This window comes from Flavobacterium collinsii (assembly GCF_946903285.1).
In the GTDB taxonomy this organism is placed as follows: Bacteria; Bacteroidota; Bacteroidia; order Flavobacteriales; family Flavobacteriaceae; genus Flavobacterium; species Flavobacterium collinsii.
The window spans coordinates 339468-358446 of sequence record NZ_OX336425.1; the positions used below are offsets into that span (position 1 = coordinate 339468).

Below are 18979 nucleotides of genomic sequence, written 5' to 3' on the forward strand. Positions count from 1 at the left end.
TTTAATATTTACACCATGGTAATTGAGGTCTAATAAAGCCGTTAACTTTCCCTAAGTATCCTGACTCTCTTTTAGTATCTTTGATCTCAAATGTTAATAATTCTGTATCTTGAAAAAGCATATTCATACTATTTGTGTGGATATATATATGGATCTGATAAACATCATCATTTAAAAAATTGCCAGGGATACTACACTTTAAAGAAGTAATTTGATTTATATCGCATTCAAAATTCTTCATTGAGCTAAATACGATATCTCCTTTTATGGTTCTTAAATCATAACCTACAAAAATTTCATCCTTATCAGTTTGATTAATAATTTTTACTTTAAATTCTATAGCTGATGTCACATCTATTACATCCTCAACATTATCTCCTGAAACGTTTTCAATTGAAGCAAAAAGAATACGTATATGATTATTACCTTTGGCTTTTTCGATTGTATCAAAACTGATATTACGTTTAGAAAAAGAGGCACTTTTTAAATAATCCGAAATGACTTTAGTTGGATTTCCATTACCGCAAATTCTACCATACTCCATACTAATAACCCGAGTACATAATGTTTCAATTGCAGCCATATTATGGCTCACAAATAAAACAGTACGCCCCTCTCCCTTAGAAATATCCTGCATCTTACCGATAGCCTTTTTTTGAAATTCGGCATCTCCAACTGCCAAAACCTCATCCACCACTAATATTTCGGGCTCCAAAAATGCTGCTACCGCAAAAGCCAATCGAACGGTCATTCCGGAGCTATATCTTTTTACTGGTGTATCAATATAACGTTCACAACCTGAGAATTCAATTATTTCAGCTAATTTTGATGAAATTTCCTTTTTGGTCATTCCAAGAATGGCACCGTTCAGGAAGATATTTTCCCTTCCTGTCATTTCTCCATTAAAACCAGTTCCTACTTCAAGTAGTGATGCAATACGGCCACGAGATTTTATACTTCCGGTAGTTGGAGCTGTTACTTTGGAAAGTATCTTCAAAAGTGTCGATTTTCCTGCTCCGTTTTTACCAATAATTCCGAGAACTTCTCCTCGTTCAACCTCAAAATTAATGTCTTGCAGTGCCCAGACATAATCCGAATTTCCTTTTGTAGAACGATCATTTGTATCCCCAATTTTTAAATAAGGATTCTCTTTACCTCTAATCTTATGCCACCAACGATTAATATCATGACTTAAGGTTCCGGTACCTACTTGTCCTAAACGATATTGTTTAGAAATGTTTTCGGCTTTTAATATTATATCTTTTTCCAAATGTGAATAACAAATCATTAATTAAACTGTATCTATAAAGCTTTTCTCCGTTCTATTAAAAACCAGTAGTCCAATAAAAAATACTGTTATAGTTACAATTAAAGTATAAGCCAATCCCAAAACCGAAATATCACCTACATTCAATAACATGAAACGAGCAGTCTCAATAATATAAGCTAATGGATTATATTCGACTAGCCAACCATAACTAGGTAATTTATCTTTAATAAGCTCCATAGGATACATGACTGCCGACAAATACATTAATAATTGTATCCCGAAGCCAATTAGATGACTGAAATCGCGATATTTTGTAACCATCGCCGAAATGAGCATCCCTAATCCCAAACCTAAAACCCCCATTATGATTATTAAAATAGGAAAAAATAAAACTAGGCCATTTAAACTTAAATCGGCTCCCTGAAAATAATAGAAGATATAAAATCCGACAAAAATCAAAAATTGAATTCCGAACTTTACAAGATTTGAAATTACAACTGATAAAGGTGTAATGATTCGCGGAAAATATACTTTCCCAAAAATTGCAGCATTAGCCTTAAAAGTATCCGACGTCCCAGTCAGGCATGAAGTAAAATAATTCCAAACGGTTATTCCTGCCAGATTAAATAAAAATGGTGGAACTGTTCCCGTATTGATACCAGCAACATTATTGAATATAATTGTAAAGGTAACAGAAGTAAATAATGGCTGTATGAGATACCAAAGCGGACCTAACACAGTTTGTTTATAAACCGTAATTACATCTCTCTTTACAAAAAGAAATAATAAGTCACGGTATTGCCAAACCTCTTTTAGGTTTAACGAGAAGAACTTATTCTTAGGTGTTATTTCAAACAACCAATCATTGGGGGTATTGTTGTTATTCATTTTAAAATTGTCACAAGCAGATTGCAACTAAGTCAGTAGGTAAAACTTTTTCTCAAAAAATCAATTTAATCTTTAAAATTCGAACAGCGTCCCTGTCTAATTAACAAGATTTTTATATGCTTAAAATTTATTTAAAAAGCAAAAAAGGCGTTTTCTAAAAAAACACCTTTTTTATTGTATCGAATTAAACCTTAATTCAAATATTGTAAAATTACTTATCTAAAACCTCAAAAGTAGAATTCATACTTTTGAATTCGGGAACAATTTTTTTCATTTTCGCTACTATATCCTCATTGTCATAAAAATCCGCTATTCCGATAAGTTCATCGATCTCGATATGCAGATTTTCATACTCGTCTTGAATCTCCTGAGCAATCATAATCTTATTATGATAAGTTGGCAATGTTTTAGAAGTATCGTTTAATAACTCTTCATATAATTTCTCCCCAGGTCGTAACCCAACAATTTTAATTTTTATTTCCTTATCCGGAATAAAACCTGCCAGTTTAATCATTTTTTTAGCCAAATCTATAATCTTTACAGGTTTGCCCATATCAAAAATATAAATCTCACCTCCGTTACCCATAGCACCAGCTTCTAAAACTAATTGACAAGCTTCAGGAATAGTCATAAAATAACGAATGATATCCTGATGCGTTATAGTAACCGGGCCACCTTCGGCAATTTGCTTGGTAAACAACGGAACTACTGATCCATTCGAACCTAAAACATTTCCGAAACGGGTCGTGATAAATTTAGTAACGCTCTCTCCTCCATTTTCTCTCTGATTTTTCAGGAACAGAGATTGAACATATTTTTCGGCAATTCTTTTACTCGCACCCATAACATTACTAGGATTCACTGCTTTATCGGTAGAAACCATGACAAACTTTTTGACATGATACTTACAAGACAAATCTGCCAAGTTCTTAGTCCCCTTAATATTCGTCTGAATAGCCTGTGCAGGGTTTTCTTCCATTAACGGAACATGTTTGTACGCAGCGGCATGAAAAACAACATGAGGGTTATAGTTTTTGAAAACTTTTTCCAATGCTTTTTTACTTCTTACATCGGCTATTACTGCTATAATTTTTGACTCAGAACCTAAAGTTAAAGTCTCTAAACACAAATTATGAAGTGGAGTTTCAGCATGATCTAGAATAATCACCATTTTAGGATTAAAACCAAGTACCTGTCTTACTATTTCACTGCCTATAGATCCCGCTGCACCAGTAATTAGAACTGTTTTGTCTTTTAACTGTTTTGAAATCGATTTACTATCTAGAACAATAGGTTTTCTTTCTAATAAATCTTCAATCTGAATGTTCTTTACTTTTTGTGAAATTTCTTTTTGATTCTCCCAGTCTGAAATCAACGGAACTGTATATACTCGATAATTAAACTCCAAACATTGATCTACAATAATTAACTGCTCATCTTTAGATAAACTCTTATCAGCAATAATAACTCCTTCAGCTGCCACAGAACGCATTAAAGCCGGTAATTTTTTTCTTAAAATCAAAATGGGCAAATCAAGCATTCGCTTAGAAGCATTCTGATTATTTTTGTCTACAAATCCAACGATTTTAAATCGCGAAGGAGTTTCAAACTTCAAAGCATTTGCAACCGAAATTGCATTAGCATCTGTTCCATAAATTACTGTACGAATTAACTTTGTGGTTGTTTTTTCGGAAAAATACAATTCAAATGTCTGCTTTACGATCACTCGATATAAAAACAGTCCACAAAATGACAATACTAAATTGATAAAAAGTGCTGTATTTAAAAATGCTTTATGTCCTGTATATAATTCAAAAACTAAATTGAAAAATAAGAAAAACACTAAAACTGACATTTGAGAAAATAACAATTTTATAGCATCTATATAAGAAGAATGTCTAATAATCCCCGAATAAGTTCTAAACAACCAAAAGAAAAATATATTAGTAACAATTAAACTCGAGACAAAGAAAAACTGATGAGAGGTAATAATATACCCTAATGCTGTACCTTCAAACAACATATAGGTAAAAGTAAACGAGAAAATCAGTACCATTATATCTATGGCAACAATAATCCATCGAGGCAGATAACTAAGGTTATTAATACTCGCTCGTAAATTCCTAGGTGAAAATAAATTAAGCAATAAAGAAGCTATTTTGGTTTGTTTATCTGTATCCAATTTGGTTCAGTTTAATTTTGTAAACTTTGTACGACTTACAAAAATACAAATTAAAGGTTTTAAAAAATCATTTCATATGGTAAATTAGACTTTAACACCTTTTTTCTTTTGTTTTAAAAATTCTATTAAATAAGCCCCGTATCCCGATTTAACAAGAGGTAAAGCAAGTTCTTCCAATTGAGAATCATTAATAAACCCCAGTCTCCAGGCAATCTCCTCAATACAGCCTACTTTTAAACCTTGTCTTTCTTCAAGCACCTGAACAAATTGTCCTGCTTGCATTAAACTATTAAAAGTCCCTGTATCTAACCAAGCAGTACCTCTACTTAAAATACCAACTTTTAGTACTCCTCTCTCTAAGTATACTTTATTCACGTCTGTAATTTCGTATTCTCCTCTTGCACTAGGTTTAATATTCTTGGCAATTTCTACAACCGAATTATCATAAAAATACAATCCTGGCACGGCATAATTTGATTTCGGATTGATTGGCTTTTCTTCAATTGAAATCGCCTTAAAATTTTCATCAAATTCAACAACTCCATATCGTTCAGGATCTGAAACATGGTAAGCAAAAACAACTCCTCCTTGAGGTTTTGTATTTGATTTCAAAAGTTCCTGCATATTAGATCCAAAGAAGATATTATCTCCTAATATGAGGGCAACATCATCTTTACCTATAAATTCTTCACCAATTACAAAAGCTTGCGCTAATCCATTAGGAATTATTTGCTCTGCATAACTAAATTTGCAACCTAACGTTGATCCATCTCCCAATAATTTTTTAAAATTTGGTAAATCATGAGGTGTCGATATAATCAAAATTTCATTAATACCCGACATCATCAAAGTTGATAAAGGATAATAAATCATTGGTTTATCATAAACGGGCATCATCTGTTTGCTCATTGCCAATGTTAAAGGATGCAAACGGGTACCAGAACCTCCTGCTAAAATAATTCCTTTCATAAATCTTAAATTTTAGACTTTAGGTTTTAAGATTTTAGATTCTGATTGCTCAAGCACCTAAAATTCTAATCCTAAATTTTTAAACAAACATTTTTTTTAGACTTTCCTTATAGTCAGGAACATCCACATTATAAACTTCCTTAATCTTCTTTTTATCTAATAATGAAAATTCCGGACGTTTTGCCGGTGTTGGATATGATGCTGATGGTATCCCACTAACATTACAATTATATCCACCCAGTTCTTTTATGGTCAACGCAAATTCATACCAACTTATTTCTCCTTCATTTGAATAATTATAAATTCCCGGAATCCAATTCGCAAATTTTACTATATCAATCATTGTTTGAGCCAAATCAGCAGCATAAGTTGGCGAGCCAATTTGATCGTTAACCACATTAAGCGTTTCTCTTTCATGCATTAATCGCTGCATAGTCTTAACAAAATTATTGCCAAATTTACTATATACCCAAGAGGTTCTTATAATAATGGAACTTGGATTCTCTTTCAAACAAGCAATTTCACCAGCTCTTTTACTTGCGCCATAAACATTTATCGGATTTGTGACTGCCTTTTCATTCAAAGCAGAAGAAGAAGATCCATCAAATACATAATCTGTTGAAATGTGGATTAGTATTACATTGTTTTCAAATGTATACTTTGCAATTAACTCTATGGCCAAATGGTTTATTGTAAATGCCAATTCTTTTTCAGTTTCAGCTTTATCTACTGCTGTATAAGCGCCACAATTAAAAACAATATCAGGTTTAATCTCATTCAACTGATCTTTCAGCAACTCTAAATTATCTAGCGTAATCTTAGTTCTATCTGCAAAAATCCATTCAAATTCTGGATAAGATGCTGATAGAACTGAAATTTCGGATCCTAATTGTCCATTTGCTCCAGTAACAAGTATTTTTCTCATTAAAATAAGCTATTGCAATTATCAATAAAAGGAAGCACTTGATCTTTTTCAGAAACAATAGCTTCTTTCAGATCCATTCCCCAATCAATATTTAAAGATGGATCATCGTATTTAATTCCACCCTCAGCAGCTTTATTATAAAACTGATCGCATTTATACATTACTGAAGCGGTCTCACTTATGACCGAAAAACCATGTGCAAAACCTTTAGGGATTAATAATTGCTTTTTATTCTCCGCCGATAATAAAACACTGAATGCTTTTCCATAAGTAGGAGAGTCTTTTCTCAGATCGACTGCAACATCAATAATCTCACCTTGCAACACACTTAATAATTTAGTCTGCGAAAATGGTGGATTTTGATAATGCAACCCCCTTAAGGTATTCTTTTTTGAAAAAGACTGATTATCTTGAACGAAATCGATATTTATTCCTAAGTCTGCAAATTTTGCTTTACTGTAAGATTCAAAAAAGTAACCTCTTTCATCTCCAAAAACAAGTGGCTCAATAATTAATAAATCCTCTATAAAAGTTTTTTCTGATTTCATTTAATCAATAATAATACTTTAAACTTCATTTAAAAAATACGTCTAAAACGTTTTTAATTCTTAACCTATCGTCATCACTCAAATTAGATCCCGAAGGTAAGCATAATCCTTTTTCAAATAATTCTTCTGCAACTTTATTACCATAATATGGATATTTTTCGAAAATTGGCTGTAAATGCATTGGCTTCCATAATGGCCTACTTTCGATATTCTCTTTTTCAAAAGCGATTCTTAATTCTTCCCTACTTAAACCTTTTTTTAAATTTGGTTCAACAACAATTGTACTTAACCAATGATTAGAAAAACAATGATTATTTAAACTTTCAAAAAGCTTTACCCCATTTATATTATTAAAAATACTCTTGTAAAAAAAACACATTTCTTCGCGAGCTTTTAAATTTTTATCCAAAATATGCATCTGTGCAAGACCAATTCCTGCACAAATATTACTCATTCTATAATTGTATCCAATTTCACTATGTTGATAATGTACTGCATCGTCCTTAGATTGCGTAGCATAAAAGATAGATTTTTCTTTTAAATTATTTGAATTTGTTACTAAAGCACCTCCACTCGAGGTGGAAATAATTTTATTTCCATTAAATGATAGGATGCCAAATTCACCAAAAGTTCCACATTTTTTCCCTTTATAAATACTTCCTAACGCTTCTGCACTATCTTCAATAATCGGAATCTCATATCGATCAGCAATTGCATGAATTTCATCTATTTTATATGGGTTACCATATAAATGAACTGCAATTATGGCCTTTGGCTTTTTTCCTTTTTTAATTCTGGCCTTAATTGCAATTTCAAGTTGATCTGGGCAAATATTCCACGTATCGGGCTCACTATCTACAAAAACAGGAATTGCTCTTTGATACAAAATTGGATTTGCTGATGCTGAAAAAGTCATACTTTGACAAATGACCTCATCACCATCTTTTACATCTAATAAAATTAATGCCAAATGAATTGCTGAAGTTCCAGAATTTAAAGCAGTAACAAATGATCCCTCTACTAAATAATTCTCTAAAACACATTCGAAATCATTTACATTGGGACCTCCAGATGTGATCCAGTTTGTTTCTAAAGCCTTCTGAATATATTGTTGTTCAAAACCACTTTGTTGTGATAGGGATAGAAAAATACGTTTATTTTGCATTTACTTTCCAATAATCTGAAGGATATCGAATATCATCTTCACTAACATTTGACAATGGCAAAGTTGAAAACGATATCAATTTAGAATTGCTTTCCACTGACTCAATTGCATTAGCATAACCTGCTGGAATATGAACTATTTTACTTTCTGCTTCTGACATTAAAACCGTCTCGACAACCAAGTCCTTTGAAGGATTTTCCCAATTATCAATTTTTACATAATGTATTTTGAAAGATCCATTTATGCAATAAAAATTTTTAGAATCTAATTTATGCCCTTGCCATGCACGAATGGGATTTTCGTCAGAATTACTAATGATATAAAATCTCTCAATTCCTTCAAAGCTAAAATCATTAACATATGAAATTATGCCGCGATGATCAGAAAAATTTCCACCTTGAATTATTTTTGAATTCATATGCTTACTTTCAAATTGATTTTATTTAACAAATAAAACTTCACTGTATAAAACAAAAGTAAGGGTACTAAAATAATTACAAACAAAAATATATCGCCAACTTTCTGATAAAACAAGATAACTAAAGTCGAAACAGCGATTTGAATTAGTGCATAAAACAAGGCAACTAATCTATGTTGCATTTTATACTCATTACTTAAAACCTGATATAAATGCAAGCGATGCGCCTCAAAAATGTTCTGCCTTAAATACAACCTGTGCATAATTGTACAAACTGCGTCTATTCCATATACAGCTAAAAACAAGGACCAGACTAAAGAATTGGTAGTAATAATAAGTTTCAAAACCAAATAAATAATCCAAAAAGCAATTGCAATACTCCCCACATCTCCTGCAAAACATTTTGCTTTTTTTCTATAGTTAAAAAATAAAAAAACTAAACTTGCAATCATTGCATATTTTATCAAATTACCATCTATAAATAGCTGAATTTTTGTATTAACATATAACAACGCTCCCATTACAGCTAAAGTATACAGACCAGTGATGCCATTTATTCCATCCATGAAATTGTAAGCATTAATCAATCCGATAGATAGTATGTAGGCAATTATAATTCCCCAAATAGGAAATATGGAAAATAGATTTAAGTCATAGAAAATCAGAGTAATTGAGAAAAAATGAACTATAATTCTGGTTTTATTGGGCAAATTTTGAATGTCATCCCAAAAACTAACTAAGCTGATCAAAGTTATTCCGATAAAGAAACAATAATTCGATTTAAGATGTTGTAAAAAATAAATTAAGGCCGCAAACCAAAAAACAATTCCTCCTCCTCTTAGTGTAACTTCTGTATGAGAGCTTCTTTCATTTGGTTTGTCAATAATACTAAAACGATCTGCTATTTTAAAATAAAGCAAAATCATAATTATCAAAAAAAATCCTACTACTATATTTTCCATTTTTACTAATTATTCCAAAGTCATTTTTATATTTTATTACCAGGGTTCATAAATATTAATTCCCCAAAAAAATTCAAAGTTTATACCTAAATATTTTATTCTTTGAAGGATCTAAAAGTTTTTATTAAGCCAGCTTCAATTGACATTGGAAATGACTTACCAATTGAATTAACTATTTTATCGTTACTTACTGCGTAATTTTCTGTCAACTTTTCTAAACGTTCAGAATTCAAAGGTAAACCTGTATAATCTCCGATCTTAGCAAGCATTATAATAAAAGACGGATTAATATTCCAAATTAAATTTTGCTTTCCTAAACTTTTTTCCAAAATCTTAATCAATTCATTGGTAGACAAAGCTTTATCGTCAGATAAATTATACACCCCAGTTGGAACTAAATCATTATCAATCAATTCCTTAATTACAAAACAAAGGTTATCAATACTCAAAAAAGAGCGTTGATTTTCAAATGCGCCTAACGGCCAAGGCAAGCCTTTTGAAACTAGTTTATATAATAAATTGAGATTACCTTTATTTTTTGGCCCATGAATCATACAAGGTCTAAGAATATATATTCTTTTACCTTTAGGTAATATTTTGCTAAGCAAATACTCCTCTGCTTGAAGTTTTGCTTTTCCATAATACGTTATAGGATTTGGAATAAAATCTTCCGTCAAAATTCCATCAACTTTGTCGGTAACAGCCTTAACTGTACTCATAAAAATAAACACAGAAGCTTCTGATTCTAAAAACGCATCAAACAATTGCTTTGTTAGTTCAAAATTTGCCTCATAGTACTCGTTTGGTTTCGAAACTTTTTTTAAATCGTGTGCTTTACCAGCAAGATGAATCACAATATCTGAATGAATTGTAATTTTCTGATTTTCTTTGAATCGGACACTTAAAAGATCAACCTGATAATCATCTTTGAGAAAATCATGCAAATTTATCCCAACAAATCCTGTTCCACCTGTTATAGTAATTTTCAACATCTATATTTTTAACTGGTTAGATATTAAATCCCAAATTTTAGATTGTTCAAAATTTTCGTTTACAAAAACCCTTCCTTGTTTTCCATGTTGAGAAGCAATATTACTATTTTTCAAGTAATATAAAGTTTTTTGAGCTATGTCTTGAACATCATGAGAAATAAACATTCCTGTAATATTATTAATTATAGCTTCTTGACAACCTGTTGCTTTTGTGATCAAAACTGGAATCTCCATAGAAGAGGCTTCTAAGGCAACTGTTGGAAAACCTTCTCTGTAAGTTGGCAAAACGAAGACATCCATTATAGAGAAAAATGGAGAAGCATCAGTTACAAAATCTGTAAAAATTATTGATGAATTTTCCATAATCATTTTTTTAGAATAATTCGAAATCTCATCTCTTTCTTCAATAGGTCCAACTAACAACAGTTTTGCATCTGGAAACTGTTCATTTATTATTTCCCAAGCTAATAGTAATTCATCAATACCTTTATCTTTAACTAAACGCCCAACATAGCCTACTATTTTAGAATCTCCAATACTGTAAAGATTTCTTAAATCATCTACTAATTTTTCATTAGCCAAAGCTGGATTAAATTTTACATCAGTATCAATTCCATTGCAAGTTCCTAATCCTAATATTCTGTTTTTATTCGGATTGTTAAGTTTATCTACTTCACTAAATTCCATTACAGATCTACTAACACAAACCACTTTTGTTGCAAAAAAACCTGTTAAACGGTCTATATTTTTAAGTAACACTCTTTTAAATCCTAAACTTGTTTCATAGATTATTCCGTGTCTAAAGTAAATTCGATCTGGAATACCAGCAGCAAATGATGCGATCATCGCAACCATTCCTCCTTTTGGCGTATGCCCTACGACTTTATTAATTTTATTTTTTTTAATATACCTATAAATCTTGATAATTGCCTTTATATCTTTTAATGGACTAATAGACCTTGTTATTTCAACTTCAAATGGAATATATTCTAATCTTTCAGAAAATTCAAGAAAATCATCTGAAGGTGAACAACCTAAGTGGTATTCATTACCAGTCTTATTCTTTAAATATAGAAACTGTTTTCCAAAAAAATGGTTTATAACAAACGATACTGTTATAATGTGTAGAACTCTTTGTTTTTCCATTAATACAATCTAATCCAATATGATATATGGATTAACATCTTAAATTTTAATTTATTTGATATAGTCTAAATATTTGTCTAAAATATAATCTTTCCTAAAATCTAATGATCTTATTATAACATTCTTTTTACACAAATTATAATATTTTGAATCATTTACCATTTCATTCACAGCATCTGACATAAAATCTACATTATCAACTGGGACAAGAATTCCATAATCTGTTCTTAAATTTTTGTCAACTGACTTCGACAGAGAAACTTTCATGATTTCTTTAGGTCCAGATGGACAATCCGTTGTAATTACTGGTAGTTCGCAAGCCATAGCTTCTAACAAAACATTTGGAAATCCTTCATGATTTGATCCGAATAAAAAAGCATCAGCTCCTTTTAAATAACTGAAAATATTACCTGAAAATGGCATTAAAAACACCTGATCTTGAAGATTAAGTTCTAGTATTTTTGCTTGTAAAAATTCCTTTAATTCGCCTTCTCCAAAAATATACAATCTGATATTTTTATTTTCAATTTGTTTAAGGGAGTTTAACAGAAGAATATGATTTTTACCCACATTAAGTCTGCCAACGCTTATAAAATTAAAGTATCTATTGTCATAAAAATCTGCAATGCCTATGCTTTTTGATACTTTATCTAAATCAATTGGATTATATATTGTTGTTATTAAGTCTTTTGCAATGTTAAAATTTCTTGCTAGTTCCAAACCATTTCCAGATGAATTTGCTAAAATACCATCAGCCTTTGGAAAAGTCTTTCTAATAAGAAACGAATTTATTCTACAATGCAATGATGCCCCAACATACTGTGCACTAGGATTTGATCTTTCACTTATAAATGTTTTAACCTTACTTCCTAAAATTTTTGATATTAAATTCACATAATTTGGTCGATTCAAAAATGATAGACTTACCGTGATTTTTTCTCTTTTTAAAAATTTTTTGTATCTATAAGCTAAAAGAGGTAATTTAATTAATTTTAACAAACCCGATTCTTTGAGATTAGTCTTCTCTAAATAAAAGATACTAATATTAGGCGGTAGTTCATAAACAACAATTTCACTCATTAATACCAAAGACACATCAACTTTCTTTTCACTTAGATATCCTATAAGTTGCGAAACTACTCTTTCAGCACCTCCACCAGCTAAAGAATGTATTAAAATTGAAACTTTCATTTTTGTTTAACTATTTAATAATTCTTCATATTGGCTCAAAATCTTTTCAGAATTAAATTTATTAATTACAGATAACTTTACCTTACTTCGATCAATAGACTTTAATCTATCCAAATTATTAAGTAGAGAACTAAAATCATTTTCATTTTCTACCAAGAATCCATTTTCACCGTTCATTACGATATCTTTTGTCCCTCCTAGGGCATTAAATGCAATTACAGGCGTTCCTACTGTGCAACTTTCCAAGAGTGCGTTGGGAAAACCTTCAACATAAGATCCTTGAATGAAGTAGTCCTTATTAATAAGTTCTCCTAAAACATTAGACGTAAAAGGAATGAAGCTAACTTTATCACTTAATCCATATTTTTCAACCAATTGTTTTATTTGTTTTTCCAATGGTCCAGAACCAATAATACAATAACTAAAAGAGTAACCTTGAATTTTTGACAAGCCTTCAATTATTCTAAAATATCCTTTTTCGCCACTAAGTCTTCCAACAGTAACAAAATTGACATTATCTAAATTATAACTATTCCTTTGTTCTAATTCTTCTTTTAATTTAAATGTAATTGGATTATGAATTAAGACTAAACTTGAAGACTTTAGATTAAAAGTACTAATAAAATCTTTTCTCATATCTTCAGATTGACAGACAAGAAAAGTAAGCCTTGGATAAAAAACCTTTATTAAAAGAGTTTTAAATTTTGAATTGAAGGTCGAAAACTCATTCATTTTGGAAACTACACTAGCCTCTCTTCCAATAAATTTTATTTTTCTTAAAAAAACACTAAAAAACCCCATCATTACATTAACATGAATAATGGAACCTATTACAAATGATGGTTTTTCTTGGATAATTACTTTAAACAATGCTGGAATTGCCAGTAACAATCTTGATTTATTAAGATAAGTTACTGAAACATTTTCAACATCAAAAACATTATCTTTTTGAAAACCCAAAACTATAAGTTTAGCATCGAAAAGGTTATTATCTAAATTTTTGCAAACAAATGACATCACTCGTTCTGCTCCTCCAGCACCTAAAGTCGGCAAGATAAATAATACTTTCTTTTTATTTTGCATCTTCTTTTTTGTAAAAGCCAAATTCCTGATACCATTTTGATAAAACATATACTCGCCATATATATGAAGAATAATCTGCTTTACTTGCTAAATGGTCTTGAAACATTTTTTTAAATTTCGGAACATTCAAATTCGGGACATGATTTAAAAAATCATCTGATAAATTACTCTCAAATTCTTCTCTTAATTCTTCTCTAATCCATGTTCCAATAGGAACGGCAAAACCTTTTTTAGGTTGATCAAAAATTTCTTCTGGTATATACTCTTTAAGTATATCTCTCAAAATTCTTTTTTTCTTCCCTTTCTGATATCTGTAAGAAATAGGTAAAGTCCTTGCAAATTCAACAATTCTATAATCAAGAAAAGGGCTTCTAACTTCTACCGAATAAGCCATACTAGCTCTATCAACCTTTACATTGCTATCATTTTCTAACCAAAGTTTTATATTTAAATCTGCTGTAGACTGAAATAAATCTTTAGACCAAAACTTGTAACCGCTGTAATGAGATAACCAATCTAAATTTCTCTTTTTGACAATAGAATTATAGCCTACAAAAATTCCTGCAATAAATTCATTTTTAGACTTTATATTAAGAATTCTTTTAATTGGCTCCGTCTTTGATTTTAGAACATTAGACCACAGCATTTTAGACGCAATTATTCTAATCCCAAAAGGTATTTTTATCAAATGTTTGAATTTTGCTACCCAATCAAAATGATTATAACCTAAAAAACTTTCATCTCCACCATCGCCTGATAAAGCCATGGTTACATATTGCTTAGTTACTTTATTCAGTAAAAGAGAAGGTAATGCTGAACTATCACCAAAAGGCTCATCGTAAACTTGAATCAATTTCGGAATCATTTCTAAAATATCTTCGGCTTTGCAGATCGTTTCTTTATGTTTTGAATTAATAATTTCAGCATATTGCGCCGCAATTTTGCTTTCGTCGTATTTAGGATCCTCAAATCCTATAGAAAAAGTCTTTACTTGTTCTTTTGAAACTTTTGCTGCAATTCCAGATATTAAAGCAGAGTCAATTCCTCCAGATAAAAAAGAACCGAAAGGAACATCTGACTGCAACCTAATTTTAACAGCATCTTTTAAAAGATCGTGCAACTTGCTTTTGGCTTGATCATAAGATAAATTTGAACTAACCGGTGTGTCTAAGTTCCAATATTCACTTATTTCTAAAGTTTGAGAATTTAAATTTATTTCTAATGTTTTGCCTGGGGGTAATTTAAAAACATCCTTGTAGATTGTAAACGGACTAGGAATGTAAGTACAATCCAAATACATAGAAACTGCTTCTTGATTCAGCTCTCTATTCTCACATATAGGCCTAAGCTGACTACAAATTTCAAATTGTTCATTATTCCATGAATAATAAAAAGGTTTTACTCCAAATCTATCACGAGCACAAAATATCGTTCTATCAATTTTATTGTAAATAGCAAAAACAAACATTCCATTTAATTTAGAAACAACTGCCTTTCCCCATTCTTTATACCCTTTCAACAAAACCTCTGTATCACCAGTTGTGTCAAATTTATAACCTAAAAATTCTAATTCAGATTTAATATCTCCAAAATTATAGATCTCTCCGTTGAAAACAATAGTATAGCCTTCAAATTGCATAGGCTGATTCGATCTAACATCAAGATCTAAAATGGACAATCTCAAATGTCCAAAAATCAAATCGTCTATTTTCTTTATTCCTGTGTGATCTGGACCTCTGTATTTAATTGATTCTAACTTTTGCTTAACCTCTTCTTCCGCAAAAGGAATATTTGTTATGTAAATTCCACACATTTTTATATATATATTTTTTTAAAAATTTCGCTGTATTACTTCATTCTTTTTTCTAGAAAGGAATATTAATGTTAAAATAAAAAATGGAAGTATATATTTAAAAATAAAAGGCTCCTTGAATTCAATTATAAACATTAAGAAAATAACAAATAAAATAGAGTATAAATTTTTCATTTTTGTTTCACTAATAAGAAATATAAAATAACTGAAGTAAAAAATGATTGCCATAATAATCCCTAATGAATAGTATGTCTGTATATATCCTGAATCATTACCAGATGCATTCACTAATTTTTCAGTATTAAATACCTCTCCCGTTCCGAGTATGGTTCTTATGGATAAAGGTGGTATCGGCATTTCCTGAATAACATTAGCAGTATGATTATCTTTTACTGTAAAAGCTTCTTCTATCCAATCTACAAAAAAGTCTACATTAAATCCCGAAATTGACTCTGTTTGACTTTCTAATATTGCCAGAAAGTTTATTTGGGTAACCAAAACTAAAATTCCTGAAAACCAAACGAGTTTACGCAAATTAAATTGGGAAAATAGAAATATTACTATTGCCAATAACGAACATAATAATCCTGTTCTTCCTATAATTACAGTACTTAACAAAGTAAATACAATACCAACCCAAATTAATACAGTACTTTTTATAGAATGTGTAAAACTTTTTAAAAGAATTAATCCTGAAAAAACTCCACAAAATTGAATAACTGACAAAGCAGCACCACTTGCACCAGAAAAACTAATTGCTCGATAAATAATCTCTTCCATTTCATTTCCACCAACAACTATTATGCTTAGAATATATTGTTTTACAAGTGGGTTAAAAAAAGAAAACATTGCTATAATTGACTGCACAGCTGTAGCTAATAAAAAAACCTGCAAAAATTCTTTTGAGTCTTTAAACCACTTACTTAAAAAGAAAGGAGTGATAACTGAATATATTGTAAACCAAAGTAATCTAGAACTTTGTACAAAATCGCTAGAGCTAATGTATTGAATGAGGGATCCTATCAATAAAATAAAAAGAGTAGCTAAAAATAAGATTAAATTTCGGCTTAACTTAATCTCTTTTTTATATAGCAAATCATAGCTAATAATTAGTAAAGCAATTCTCCCAGAAGTAATGCTGGGAAATGCTACAAAACTAAAATCATAAATAATGAAGAAAACAACTATAAATTTTATTAAAAAGAATCTTTTTAAAGTCATTTGAAAAAGATTTTTACTTTTTTATTATTCCAAAAGAACAATAATATATGAAAAGCAATAATAAACTTTTCATATTTATATTAAAATTAATACTTGAAATTAACCAATTATAATAATTCTTCTTATCATAGATACGGAGACTTCTTTGAATTTCATAATACCCTTTTAATATTTGCTTTGAGTATTGTGGAGATTCTATTAATAAAATATTACAAGAGTTAAGATGATCAACTTGTCCATTAAAATTTGACATGTTACTTGTAATATTATTACCATGTCTTCTATATCTTCCAAGAACTTCATCAATGTAGCAAATTTCTCCTCCATTCAGTAGTGTTTGCATCCAATACAACCAATCACTAGCTATTGGTATTCTCTCATCAAATCCATTTTTAGGAGTCATTTTATTCCTAACCACCGTGGCACATGCGCCATTGAAAGTACCTTTTGAAACAACTGATTTAAAATCCCCAACAAAACTATTTTTTTTGTTGTTCATAAAATATAGCGTTTTATTAGTTGACGATTCAAAAACATCTAAATTATGATAACAAATTGTACAAGTGGGATTTGCTTCCATATATTCCACTTGCTTTCTTATTTTATTTGGCAACATTATATCATCTCCTCCAATCCAAAATATATATTTACCTGAGCAAGCAAAATGTGCTCTATTCGAATTTTTTGTAATACCCAAATTTCTATCTGATAATACCAAAACAAATTTATTTGGGTATGTTACTTCATACTCTTTAAGCATCAATTGAGAACCATCTTTAGAACAATCATCAGCAACAACTATCTCTATATTTTGATAATCTTGCATCAAAATAGATTCAATACACTCTTTTAAATATTCTTTTTGATTATATGTAATTATTGCTATACTTACTAAAGGCAAATTATTTTTATTCATTTTTATAGATATTTTAAAAAACTAGTTGGGGCTTATTTTAAATAACAACTTCCTAAAAAAAGAAATCATTATAACAAAATAAATGAAGTAATTAATAGCAAATGCAATTGATATCCCTTTTATTCCAAAATAATGAACACATATGTATCCCCAAATTATATACCCTACAGAAAATCCTATTTCCATAATAACAAAAAGCTTTGTCATTGATTTAGCAACAACTAGGTATCCTAATATCCAAGAAGCCATTTTAAAAAAATCTCCTAAAAGCTGATAAAAAAACAAGTCTTCCATTACCATAAAGTCTGATGTATATAACAGCCTAATAATTAAAAATCGCATTAAATAAATTACTAAACAACTAAAAAAAACGGTAGGTAATATCAACTTATACCCTTGAAGTATTTCGTCCTTAAGTTCTCTATCGGTATGCAAAGAAGCAAGTTTAGGCAAATAATATGTTGACAATGCTGTAGTTAGTATCATTAAATAACCATCTGATATGCGCATCATGCCTTGCCAGATACCCGCAGATTGTATTCCTAATGTAGTGATTAGCATGTTCCGTAAAATAATTTGAGAAACCGGAATTGTCAATGCTGTTACAATAGCCATTAAACTATAATGCGATAATTTTTTAAGAATATCTACATCAACTTTTTGTGTGAAATACCCCCATTGAAACCAATCACTTTTTGCAATCAAAAATAATGTTACAAAAAATACAATTGATTGTGATAGTACTAGTGCGTATAATGCCCCTACTAACTTAAAATAATAAACCAAAATTAATGTAAAACCTAAACCTATAATACTTCCAAGAGTATTAACAATAGTATAGGTCTTAATTTGTTTTTTACCATTTAAAATTGAAATCAATAGAGTATTTAAAGAATATAATAATATAGTAAATCCTAAAACCCTTATAGGATTACTATATAAATTGGAAACAAATATCCAACTAGAAAAGAATGATCCAAATAGCAATAGTATAACACCTACAATACCAGAACAGTACAAACTTATTTTAAATGAAGTACTGAATAATGATTTTAACTTTTCATTGTCAGCTTCATACTCAGCTGTATATTTTACAACACCTGTATTAATAGCTCCATTCGCAAAAGTAAGTACAATGCTTATGAAATTTGAAAAAGCTCCAATCAAAGCGACACCACTAGGACCAGTAAATACAGCAACAACTTTATTAGCTGCAAATCCAGAACTAATCCGAATTAGAGTAATAATTGCAGAAAAAAAAGTAGTTTTAATTAATTTCAAATTTTCTTA

General features: G+C 30.0%; 17 protein-coding genes. All 17 read right to left on the reverse strand.

Features of this window, described 5'->3' with window-relative positions; translation table 11 throughout:
• Position 1 precedes the first annotated feature (1 nt).
• A complete protein-coding gene (locus OGZ34_RS01535) occupies positions 2-1288 on the reverse strand; it encodes an ABC transporter ATP-binding protein (protein WP_263361950.1) in 1287 nt (428 codons plus the stop codon).
• A gap of 3 nt (positions 1289-1291) precedes the next feature.
• Positions 1292-2158 (reverse strand): ABC transporter permease, encoded by an 867-nt coding sequence (locus OGZ34_RS01540; protein ID WP_173968241.1) that lies wholly within the window; start codon positions 2156-2158, stop codon positions 1292-1294.
• A 211-nt stretch (positions 2159-2369) separates the two neighbouring features.
• Positions 2370-4340, reverse strand: a complete 1971-nt coding sequence (locus OGZ34_RS01545; protein WP_173968240.1) for a polysaccharide biosynthesis protein — start codon at positions 4338-4340, stop codon at positions 2370-2372.
• An 84-nt stretch (positions 4341-4424) separates the two neighbouring features.
• The gene (gene rfbA, locus OGZ34_RS01550) at positions 4425-5309 is read right to left on the reverse strand and encodes a glucose-1-phosphate thymidylyltransferase RfbA (RefSeq protein ID WP_173968239.1); all 885 of its coding nucleotides are present in this window, start codon (positions 5307-5309) and stop codon (positions 4425-4427) included.
• Between the two features lie 79 nt (positions 5310-5388).
• Positions 5389-6234 carry a dTDP-4-dehydrorhamnose reductase gene (gene rfbD, locus OGZ34_RS01555; protein ID WP_173968238.1) on the reverse strand — a complete coding sequence of 282 codons (846 nt, stop codon included), beginning with the start codon at positions 6232-6234 and terminating at the stop codon, positions 5389-5391.
• A complete protein-coding gene (gene rfbC, locus OGZ34_RS01560; protein ID WP_173968237.1) occupies positions 6234-6782 on the reverse strand; it encodes a dTDP-4-dehydrorhamnose 3,5-epimerase in 549 nt (182 codons plus the stop codon). Before rfbC ends, rfbD begins: the two co-directional genes overlap by 1 nt.
• Before the next feature lie 25 nt (positions 6783-6807).
• The gene (locus OGZ34_RS01565) at positions 6808-7947 is read right to left on the reverse strand and encodes a DegT/DnrJ/EryC1/StrS family aminotransferase (protein WP_173968236.1); all 1140 of its coding nucleotides are present in this window, start codon (positions 7945-7947) and stop codon (positions 6808-6810) included.
• Positions 7937-8365, reverse strand: coding sequence for a WxcM-like domain-containing protein (locus OGZ34_RS01570; protein ID WP_173968235.1), 429 nt, complete (start codon positions 8363-8365; stop codon positions 7937-7939). The genes OGZ34_RS01565 and OGZ34_RS01570 overlap by 11 nt, the downstream gene beginning before the upstream one ends.
• Positions 8362-9327, reverse strand: a complete 966-nt coding sequence (locus tag OGZ34_RS01575; protein ID WP_173968234.1) for an MraY family glycosyltransferase — start codon at positions 9325-9327, stop codon at positions 8362-8364. The genes OGZ34_RS01570 and OGZ34_RS01575 overlap by 4 nt, the downstream gene beginning before the upstream one ends.
• 95 nt (positions 9328-9422) lie before the next feature.
• On the reverse strand, positions 9423-10319 hold the full coding sequence (locus OGZ34_RS01580) for an NAD-dependent epimerase/dehydratase family protein (RefSeq protein WP_263361951.1): 897 nt from the start codon (positions 10317-10319) through the stop codon (positions 9423-9425).
• A complete protein-coding gene (locus OGZ34_RS01585) occupies positions 10320-11465 on the reverse strand; it encodes a glycosyltransferase family 4 protein (protein ID WP_263361952.1) in 1146 nt (381 codons plus the stop codon).
• Positions 11466-11516: 51 nt separating this feature from the next.
• Entirely contained in the window at positions 11517-12656 is a 1140-nt protein-coding gene (locus OGZ34_RS01590; RefSeq protein ID WP_263361953.1) for a glycosyltransferase, read from the reverse strand.
• Positions 12657-12662: 6 nt separating this feature from the next.
• Positions 12663-13739 carry a glycosyltransferase gene (locus OGZ34_RS01595; protein ID WP_263361954.1) on the reverse strand — a complete coding sequence of 359 codons (1077 nt, stop codon included), beginning with the start codon at positions 13737-13739 and terminating at the stop codon, positions 12663-12665.
• Positions 13729-15552, reverse strand: coding sequence for an asparagine synthase (glutamine-hydrolyzing) (gene asnB, locus OGZ34_RS01600; protein ID WP_263361955.1), 1824 nt, complete (start codon positions 15550-15552; stop codon positions 13729-13731). The genes OGZ34_RS01595 and asnB overlap by 11 nt, the downstream gene beginning before the upstream one ends.
• An 18-nt stretch (positions 15553-15570) precedes the next feature.
• The gene (locus OGZ34_RS01605) at positions 15571-16773 is read right to left on the reverse strand and encodes a hypothetical protein (protein ID WP_263361956.1); all 1203 of its coding nucleotides are present in this window, start codon (positions 16771-16773) and stop codon (positions 15571-15573) included.
• Positions 16774-16786: 13 nt separating this feature from the next.
• Positions 16787-17689: a glycosyltransferase gene (locus tag OGZ34_RS01610; protein ID WP_263361957.1), complete on the reverse strand. Its 903-nt coding sequence runs from the start codon at positions 17687-17689 to the stop codon at positions 16787-16789.
• Between the two features lie 21 nt (positions 17690-17710).
• The gene (locus OGZ34_RS01615; RefSeq protein WP_263361958.1) at positions 17711-18970 is read right to left on the reverse strand and encodes an O-antigen translocase; all 1260 of its coding nucleotides are present in this window, start codon (positions 18968-18970) and stop codon (positions 17711-17713) included.
• Positions 18971-18979 lie beyond the last annotated feature (9 nt).